At 60.0% G+C, this 8,538-nt stretch carries 10 protein-coding genes; 8 read left to right on the top strand and 2 right to left on the bottom strand.

Annotated features, from left to right (window positions below; all coding sequences use genetic code 11):
- Positions 1 to 520: 520 nt before the first annotated feature.
- The gene (locus tag DU490_RS15665) at positions 521 to 1,753 is read right to left on the bottom strand and encodes an EAL domain-containing protein (protein ID WP_114575184.1); all 1,233 of its coding nucleotides are present in this window, start codon (positions 1,751 to 1,753) and stop codon (positions 521 to 523) included.
- A 349-nt stretch (positions 1,754 to 2,102) separates the two neighbouring features.
- On the opposite strand from DU490_RS15665, the gene tnpA reads away from it, so the two are divergent.
- The 4 genes from tnpA (at position 2,103) to DU490_RS15645 (ending at position 4,254) form a co-directional block, all read left to right on the top strand.
- Positions 2,103 to 2,414, top strand: a complete 312-nt coding sequence (tnpA, locus tag DU490_RS15660; RefSeq protein WP_114575183.1) for an IS66 family insertion sequence element accessory protein TnpA — start codon at positions 2,103 to 2,105, stop codon at positions 2,412 to 2,414.
- Positions 2,411 to 2,695 carry an IS66 family insertion sequence element accessory protein TnpB gene (gene tnpB, locus DU490_RS17680; RefSeq protein WP_114575182.1) on the top strand — a complete coding sequence of 95 codons (285 nt, stop codon included), beginning with the start codon at positions 2,411 to 2,413 and terminating at the stop codon, positions 2,693 to 2,695. Before tnpA ends, tnpB begins: the two co-directional genes overlap by 4 nt.
- Positions 2,696 to 2,808: 113 nt before the next feature.
- Positions 2,809 to 3,924, top strand: coding sequence for an IS66 family transposase (tnpC, locus tag DU490_RS15650; RefSeq protein ID WP_220270519.1), 1,116 nt, complete (start codon positions 2,809 to 2,811; stop codon positions 3,922 to 3,924).
- A 66-nt stretch (positions 3,925 to 3,990) separates the two neighbouring features.
- Positions 3,991 to 4,254: a transposase gene (locus DU490_RS15645; RefSeq protein WP_114575181.1), complete on the top strand. Its 264-nt coding sequence runs from the start codon at positions 3,991 to 3,993 to the stop codon at positions 4,252 to 4,254.
- A 15-nt stretch (positions 4,255 to 4,269) separates the two neighbouring features.
- Here DU490_RS15645 and DU490_RS17245 read toward each other — a convergent pair whose 3' ends face one another.
- Positions 4,270 to 4,506, bottom strand: a complete 237-nt coding sequence (locus DU490_RS17245) for a hypothetical protein (RefSeq protein WP_181870070.1) — start codon at positions 4,504 to 4,506, stop codon at positions 4,270 to 4,272.
- Positions 4,507 to 4,643: 137 nt separating this feature from the next.
- Between DU490_RS17245 and DU490_RS15635 the strand changes: the two genes are divergently transcribed.
- The 4 genes from DU490_RS15635 to DU490_RS15620 all read left to right on the top strand — a co-directional run bounded on the left by DU490_RS15635 (position 4,644) and on the right by DU490_RS15620 (position 8,363).
- The gene (locus DU490_RS15635) at positions 4,644 to 4,979 is read left to right on the top strand and encodes a hypothetical protein (RefSeq protein WP_114575179.1); all 336 of its coding nucleotides are present in this window, start codon (positions 4,644 to 4,646) and stop codon (positions 4,977 to 4,979) included.
- A gap of 286 nt (positions 4,980 to 5,265) precedes the next feature.
- Positions 5,266 to 5,724 carry a phasin family protein gene (locus tag DU490_RS15630; protein ID WP_114575178.1) on the top strand — a complete coding sequence of 153 codons (459 nt, stop codon included), beginning with the start codon at positions 5,266 to 5,268 and terminating at the stop codon, positions 5,722 to 5,724.
- A gap of 235 nt (positions 5,725 to 5,959) precedes the next feature.
- Positions 5,960 to 7,279 (top strand): MFS transporter, encoded by a 1,320-nt coding sequence (locus DU490_RS15625; protein WP_114575177.1) that lies wholly within the window; start codon positions 5,960 to 5,962, stop codon positions 7,277 to 7,279.
- Between the two features lie 154 nt (positions 7,280 to 7,433).
- Entirely contained in the window at positions 7,434 to 8,363 is a 930-nt protein-coding gene (locus DU490_RS15620) for a LysR family transcriptional regulator (RefSeq protein ID WP_114575176.1), read from the top strand.
- The last annotated feature ends 175 nt before the right edge of the window (positions 8,364 to 8,538 follow it).

Genomic DNA, 8,538 nt, shown 5'->3' with positions numbered 1-8,538 from the left:
TGATGGGTTGCGCTAGACTGTTTGATGACCTGCCTCCCTCAATAGTGGCTCTGGGTTTAGGTGCCCCCACCTCGAACGTAACCCACGACGTTGAGGAGGGGCAGGTCAATCCATCATGTCTACCTGCAGCTTGACCAACGAGGCATCGGCATCAGGGAATAGCCAACGATGCCACTGGAAGAGCCGCTCGCGGGTCAGCGCGTGCGCGCATGGCAGCGACGGGGAAACCACTCTTCAGCCTAGCAGGCGCGAACGGTACCGCCTCTCCTTTCCGTTCGGTAGCGGTTACATACAAGCCAACCTCACGCTGACGAGCCTAGAATGGACATGACTCGGAGCCTCCCAAGTATAACGAGGCCATGACCATGCGTAGCCTGCAGCAATTTCTCGACGCCAATGGCGAGAGCCATCGCCACCCGGTGTACCACTGGGTGCACATCGTGTCACCGATCTTCACCTGCACCCGGGATGCTGTTCAAGGACGCGCTCGATCGGACTCGGAAAGCTCCCGGAGGCCTCGTCAGGCAGGCAAGGGGCCCGGCCGTCCCAGCAGGTAGCCCTGAGCCTTGCGGACCCCGATGTCTCGCAGTACTTCCAACTCGGCCTGCGTCTCGACGCCCTCGGCGAGCAGCCCGCTGCCCGTTTCGGTCGCGAAGCCAACCAGGGCCACGGCCAGTGCCCGGCTGTCGCGGCGCGTGTCTATGCCGTGGGTCAGGGATCGATCCAGCTTGATGACGTCCGGCGCCAGGCGGAGGATGTGGCGAAAGCTGGCATAGCCGGCGCCCGCGTCGTCGATCGCCAGCCTGAGCCCTTGCCTGCGCATCTCGACCAGCGCCTCGAAGAGGCCAGCGTAGTCGTCAACGATATCGTGTTCGGTGACCTCGAGCATCAGGCGGTCACGGGGATAGGGGGCGAACAGATCGGCAATCCGGCCGGACAGGATGGTGGCCGGAGAAGCATTGAGTGACAGATAGGCCGTGTCGGGAATCTCGGGCAGCGCCTCCAGCGCCAACTCGATGGCCGCCAGCTCCAGTTCCACTCGCAGCCCCACCGTGGCGGCCTCCTCGAACCACTTGTCGGGTCCTCGGATCGGCTCGGCGACGAAGCGCGACAGCGCTTCATAACCGGCGATGTGCTTGTCGACGAGATCGTACATGGGCTGGAATACGATGTGGAAGCGACGATGGTCGAGCACATCGCGTATTCTTGCCTCGGCGGCCTTCTGCCGTTGCTGGCGCTCGCGCTGACGTTCCAGCTGCCGCGCCACAAAGTCGGCAAAGACCCGCATCATGGCCAGGTCACGCACATTCAATGTGGCGTCGGATTGGCGATCGAAGCAGCACAGCGTGCCGTAAACGCTGCCATCCTGCAGGCATATGGGCACGCTGAGGTACGCGCCTATCGGTATCTCCAGGGTGGCCGCCAGTTCCAGCGCCGCCGGCTCCTGTCGCGCATCGTGGATCACTTCCGGCAGCCTGCCATCCACGACCCGTTGGCAGTAGCTCTCCTCAAGAAGATCCGAAGCCCCGGTTTCCAGGTGTGGGGCTCCCTCCTCTTCGTCCACGAAGCGAAAAATCCGTCTTTCGTCTTCAAACTCTGAAATAAAGGCGACTTCCATGCCAAGATGGGTGCGGATGGCATGCAGGACCTCGTGCAGCACGCCTTCGGTCGAGGCTTCGCCGCGCGCATCCAGCCCCAGGGAAATATCCACCAGCGGATGCGCTTCTGTTGCGTTGGTTGCTCTATCTTCCATGGGTCACCTGAATGCCAAGTTATGGACAGCGACCACGCCAGCGACTCTGGCGTGGCACAACGCCTATCTGGATCAACGATTCAGTCATACTCCTTACACCTGCACGCGGCGCTCCTGGACAGGGTGATGCGGGGCTTGGACGAATTCATTGCCATAGGACACCCTTGCATACGGGCGGTGTCGTTAAGATGTTCTGAGATTCAGCCTAATACCAAAGGATGATTTATCCCATGCATGGGATCAATGCAACCCCCTTGCGAAGTAACCGGCCATTCCGGCGCGTCATTTCTAGCCGCGTCCTGCCCCCCCTACGCTGAACCCGTCAATTATCGACGGAGAATCAGTGCTCATGCCGAAGCAACGCCACCCACGCTATCTCGCCCAGCAGTGGCAGGCCTGGATTGACGAGCAGGCCCGCAGCGGTTTGTCCCAGCGATTGTTTTGTGAACAGAAAAGCCTGTCCAAGAGCTCGTTCCAGCTCTGGAAGCGCCGTCTGACATCAGGAGCCGCGGCGATGCCTCAGGCCTCGGGTGCCGAGGGCGCGCTCTTCGCCCCGGTGTCGATCCCTGCGACGGAGGAGCCCGGTCGCGACTCGCGTGGCTGGGAGATCGAGCTCGACCTGGGCTATGGTGTCTGCCTGCGATTTCGCCGGGGTGGATGATGCGCCCGCCCCTCCAGCTCTGGCTGTGCACGCAGCTCACCGACATGCGCCGCTCCTATGACGGCCTCGCCGCTATGGTACGGCGACAGCTGGGCCAGAATCCCTTGAGCGGTCACGGTTTCATCTTCATCAAACGGCGACGCACCCAACTCAAGTGCCTGAACTTCCAGGCCGGCGGCTACTGCGTGTGGAGCAAGCGCCTGGAGCGAGGTCGCTTGCCGCCTTGTCGGCCCCCACAGGCCAGGCCATCGCGCTCAGCCATGCCGAGCTCGAAGCACTAATCGAGGGGCTCGATCTGGTGGTCACGAAACGCCGAAAACGTTGGCATCCCAAGGTGTCAGCGGCCTGACGTCATGGTAAAATAACAGCCTGATTCATCGGGAATTATCACCTCGTGACCGCACTTTCTCTGGAGCAGAAATACCAGCAATCCCTGGCCGACGTCGCGGCACTCAGGGAAGAGAATGCATCGCTCCAGCGGCAGCTCGACTGGTTCAAGCGGCAGCTGTTCGGCCGCAAGTCAGAACGGCTGCTGGCGATTGACCCGGCCGTGCATCAGCGCCTGCAACAGGCCGGTATCCAGCTCAGCCGAACCACGCTGACCCAGCAGGTCGCGCGGGCCGCGGCGCTGCTGTCGCCGATCCACCTGGCTCAGCTGGAGCATGTGCTGAACAGCCAGGTGCTGGCTATGGACGAGACGCCGATCAAGGCCGGCCGCAAGGCCAAGGGCAAGATGAAGGAGGCGTGGTTCTGGCCACTGTACGGCGACCACGACGAGATCAGCTTCACCTTCTCCCCGTCGCGGGCCAAGGCGCATATCGACAAGGTGCTGGGTGAGCACTTCGAGGGTGTGTTGCTGACCGACGGCAATGCCTCCTATGCTCGCTATGCCGAGACGCGGCCGGGAGTGACCCACGCCGAATGCTGGGCCCACACGCGACGGCACTTTGAAAAAGCGCGCGAGAGCGATGACGCCGTGGAGGAAGCCCTGCTGCGGATCGCCGGGATCTACGAGATCGAGGCCTGGATCCGCAAGAAGGGCCGCGAAGGGCCGGAGAAACTCAAGGCCCGCACCGACTACAGCGAACCGCGAGTGCGGGCCTTCTGGCAGTGGTGTGATCACCAACGTCATCGTGATGATCTGGAACCCCAGCATCCGCTCCGCAAAGCCGTCGAGTATGCGCTGAAGCGACAGCGAAGCCTGGAGGTATTCCTCTCCGATCCCGACGTGCCGATCGACACCAACCACCTGGAGCGTGGGCTACGCTGCCTTCCCATGGGAAGGCGCAACTGGCTCTTCTGCTGGAGCGAGATCGGCGCCGAGCACGTCGGCATCCTGCAGAGCCTGCTGACCACCTGCCGACTGCACGGTGTGGATCCCTACACCTACCTGGTCGACGTCCTGCAGCGCATCGCCATCCATCCGGTCTCTCGCGCCGAGGAGTTGACGCCGCGCCGCTGGAAATCGGCGTTCGCGGATGCGCCGCTTCGCTCGGACATCGACCGCTGAATCGACAGCCGCCGGAACATCGGGCAAGGTAAGCGCCTTTCCCGATGTACGAGACCCATTTTTCCCATGCGTATCGACGACATGAGCCTCGACCAGCTCTTGGCGCTCAACGACATCATCTGCCGCCGCATCGACGAACTCCAGGCCCGTCAGAAGATGGACGTACTGAGTCGCCTGAACCTGGGCAAAGCCGTCTCCTTCGAGACCCGCGAAGGACAGATCTTCGGCCGTGTCATCAAGAACTTCCGCAAGACGGTCGTCGTACAGTCGAAAGACAACCGCCAGTGGAAGGTCTCGGTGGGGATGATCCAGCCATTACGGGAGGTGTAACGCAAGCGGAACCCGTCACGCTCTGGAATGGCCGCTTACCTTGCGAATGCCATGGACCTGATCGGCAACACGCCGATGGTGCGGGTCGCCACCCTGGACACCGTCCCGGATATCCTGCGCCAGATGGACGGGCGCCTCGACGCCGTGGTGTGTGGCGTGGGCTCGAGCGGCACCATGACCGGCCTGTCGCGCTGCTTCGCCCGGGCCGCGCTCCGGGGGGGAGCGGGTGCGCGAATGGCGTGCATTTTTCATTTGAGCTCGCCGCCCTGCCTCAGGCAGGATGGAGAACAGGAAAGCAGATTAGGCACCGTTCGAAACTCGGTGAGCGTAGGCAGTTTTCGGACAGTGCCTAGTAGGGATGGGCAACGGCATACCTCTGGAGGAGCCAAATGCAACCGCTGAGCTATTACTACTACAACGTGCTGGAAGGCCTCGAAAAGCCGTGCGATGTGCCGACTACCCAACTGCAGGAGGGCTACGATATCCTGTATCGACATGGCGGGCGCATCGAAATGGACCTGATGCGCAAGGCCGAGGATGGCAATGCCCAGGGCAAGCCCTACCACTGGTACGAAGCCCTCGATGACGAGCAGCGGGCGAAACTGCACAAGGCCCTGAATGACGAAAACCCCGCAAAGATCCTCAAGATCATTCAGCGCAACGGCTATGCCGGCGTACTCTACCACCATGCCTGGCAACACTTCCGGGAGTCGGGAGCCGCCTAAGCTCCTCTCCTAAGCCCCCCTTTCTCAAGCCCTCGTGCTGAATAACGCGGATTTGGATGTAGTTGGGTGTGCTACCGAACAGAAAGACTCTCTTTGACTATTTATAATTTGGGTCATGTAGCCGTAGATGCCAGCCCGACAAGGAATGATGCGCCGTCATCGTTGGGTTGACGCTTCTACAAAAACAGGCTGCATCAGCATCAGCTTGCTGAGGGATTACTTGCTGAATGCGATTAGCACCTGAATTAATATTTCACTTTCTTGTTACAAGACAAGGAGAGGTTAGATGAGCACTGAAAAGACCAAGACAGATGGCAACAAGGCTACCGAGAATTCCACCGAGCGAGCTAAAGAGCAGATCGACAATGCTGTTATCGAGCCGGTGCGTGCCTACGGAGCACTGACCACTGATTACTTTGAAAAACTCTTCTCGGTTCAGTTCGATTCTGTTCGTGCCTTTGCGGACAAGAATTTGGCGCAATCCCGCTCGTGGCTCGAAGTCAAGGATTCCGAAAGCTTTCGTCAGGTAATCGAGCAGCAGCAGCAGGCCGTCCGCGAATTGAGTGAGCAAATGAAGAAAGACGCTGACAGGATCCAGGCTTTGAATCAGGAATACCTGAAGGAGACCCAGCAGTTGACGACGGAAAACATGCAGATGGGTCGCAAGCAGCTCGAAGAAAACATGCAGAAGAGCCAGCAGCAGAGCGACAAGAGCAAGAAGTCGACCAGCACGGCGGATAAGTAACAATGATTAATTGACAAGAAAGTCATGACTTGCAGGGCCGCTTTCCCAGGAAATCGGCCCTTTTACTGTCTGGCTGAAATCTACCCTATTCTGTCCATCGGCTCTTCATGACTCCACGCTGCCATCGCCCTGGAATGGGCTCAGCAATGGGCCAAGGCGGCGCCGTTTGACACCGCCGGGTGTCCTGTACTTAGATAGGCTCATCATTTAGATAGACGGCCCGGAGCAAGGCCCAATGAGAACCTTGTCGAACATGGGATTTGCCCTTTTTGGTGCCGCGCTAATCGCCATCAGTTTCGGGCTCGCGCGATTCGCTTTCGGCCTGTTCGTCCCCTCCATCAGCACCGAGCTGAAATTGTCGGCCTACCTGATCGGTATTATCGGGGCGCTGCCGTTAATCAGCTTTGTGCTCGCCACGCTGGTCGCGCCACTCGCCGCTGATCGTCTTGGTGCGCGTAAATTAGCGATACTGTCGAGTGGTTTCGGTGCTGTCGGTCTTGCACTGATCGGTCAGGCCTCAGGTGCATTATCGCTCGGTGTTGGCGTGTTTATCTGCGGCATCTGTACCGGTTTGATGATGCCGGCACTAACCGCCGCCATGCAGGCACTGGTGAGCCGCACGATGCACGGGCGAGTGAGCTCGATCATGAACGCGGGTACCAGCATAGGCATCATCGTCGCGGTGCCTACCGTTGTGTTCCTGTCCGATGCATGGCGTTTCACTTATGCAATGTTCGCTGCGCTGGCGGGTATTGGGATCGTTGCGGCGTGGTACTTCATCCCCTCGATATCAAGGATCATGCCGGCAAACGCCGCACCGCCGCCCCTAATCAGCAGGTTGCAGTGGTCGCGTCTTATTCGGCTCACGTTGTTCGCCTTTGCCATGGGCTTTATTGCTGCACCGTACTGGCTTTTCGCCCCGGACCTGGCGGTTACCCTCGGCGCGCTGCCCACTGGCCAAACCGGTTGGCTATGGTTCGCGGTCGGTATCGCCGGCCTCGGTGGTGCCATGGTTAGTGACTTGGCTGACCGCAATAATCCACCCATTACTCAAGCATTGATGCTGATGATGCTGTCCTCGAGCCTGGTATTGCTCGCCGCCAGCCCAAGTCAGTTGGGGCTGGCGATGTTCTCCGCGCTGGTCTTCGGCCTTGCCTATATGAGTCTTACGGGGCTATATCTCATGACCGGCATCCGACTGCTGCCAGGTCGACTCTCGATGGGACCGGTGTTGCCCTTCATGGCTGTTGCGCTCGGGCAAGCAACGGGATCACCCATTGCAGGCATGCTGGTGGACGGCTTCGGGTATGCCTATGCGTTTTCGGTATTCTCGGTTATCGGCATCGTGGTGGCGATTCTGTCGCCGATATATCCGGGCCATATTGATTACTGGGCAGACTGGACTGAGGAAGCAGCAGCAGAACAAGAGGTAAAGCTGCCGGTTGAAGATGCCGGCCTCCAGGCAGCGTATGATCGCCAATTGCTGGACGAAAATGGCGAGCCAGTCGAACCCGTTGCGGAGGAAGAGGATGCACAGAGTACGCCACGCCTGTAATCGAGGCTATATCACGGCGGTTCGCGAGTGAAAACCGGGCCGATCGGGTTGCCGCGATACAAGTCTAGCCGCTGCCAGTTCGGCGATTGTAGGGACCCTTAAACGGCGCATTTGGTTGCGCAGTGCCCCACCGCCATCCTTGTGAGTATTGGTCATGTTACGACTCCCCCCCCTGATCGCACTCTCCTATTTCGAGGTCGCCGCACGAACCAAGAGTTTCGCCGCGGCCGCCAAGGAGCTCAATGTCACGCCGGCTGCAATCAGCCACCAGATCAAGGCTCTTGAGGAATATCTCGGCGTCGATCTGTTCGTTCGCCACCACCGGCGGGTCAGCCTTACCCCGGCCGCGCGTGTTGCCCTGCCGGAGTTGCATGAGGGGTTTCAGACTCTGGGTCGTGCGGTCGACAAGATCCGCTCCTATGGCGAAGAGCGCCTGATCGTCACCGTGTGTGCAGAACCCTTGTTCGCCACCAAGTGGATCGTGCCACGCCTGCACCGTTTCTACGCTCGTTGCCCGGACGCCGAAGTGCGGCTGCAGGCTAGCCTGCATACGGTGGATCGCGCCCGTGATAGCGTCTTCGGCGTGTCCGATCTCAAGCGTGCCGGCATTGACGTTTCCGTGCGCCTGGGCTACGGCAACTACGCAGGCTTGGAACCCCAACGGCTGATGAGCTTGGATCTGGTGCCAATCTGCGCACCGGAACTGGCCGCCACCGTGGATGGTGTCGACACACTGCGAGGACTGCCGTTACTGTGCGACAGCACCCTCAACCGCCTCGACGAGCCCTACGGCTGGAAAGAGTGGTTCAAGCAGCAGGGATGTGAAATCGGAGCGCTACGGGAGCTGCGATTTGGCAACGGGCTGCTGGCGCTGGAGGCGGCCATAGCCGGCCAGGGCGCCCTGCTCGGCAGCCGGGATCTGCACCAAGCGGAGCTGTGCGCCGGAAAGTTGTCGGTGTTGGTCGATCGTCCTCTGAACTGTGACCAGGCTTACTACGTGGTTAGCGCGGGCGCAGGCTTGGAGCGACCAATCGCCGGACAGTTTCGTGAGTGGTTGTTGGATGAAGCAAATCTACTTGCCTGATACGACAAACGTAACTGAACAATCCACGATGACCCCCAGTCGGACTGCGAATCAAAGTGATGGTCCCAGCCGTGATGGCTCCATGATCTCCACCACGGTGAGACCCGGCGTCTTCTCGAGCGGGGTATTCCACAGTTCGATTTCGGGAGGAAAATTCTACCGGCTGGCCGCGACA

This window comes from Halomonas sp. DQ26W (assembly GCF_003339685.1).
Classification (GTDB): Bacteria; Pseudomonadota; Gammaproteobacteria; order Pseudomonadales; family Halomonadaceae; genus Halomonas.
Note: the sequence above shows the minus strand (reverse complement) of the source record. Positions and strands in the feature narration are given on the sequence as shown.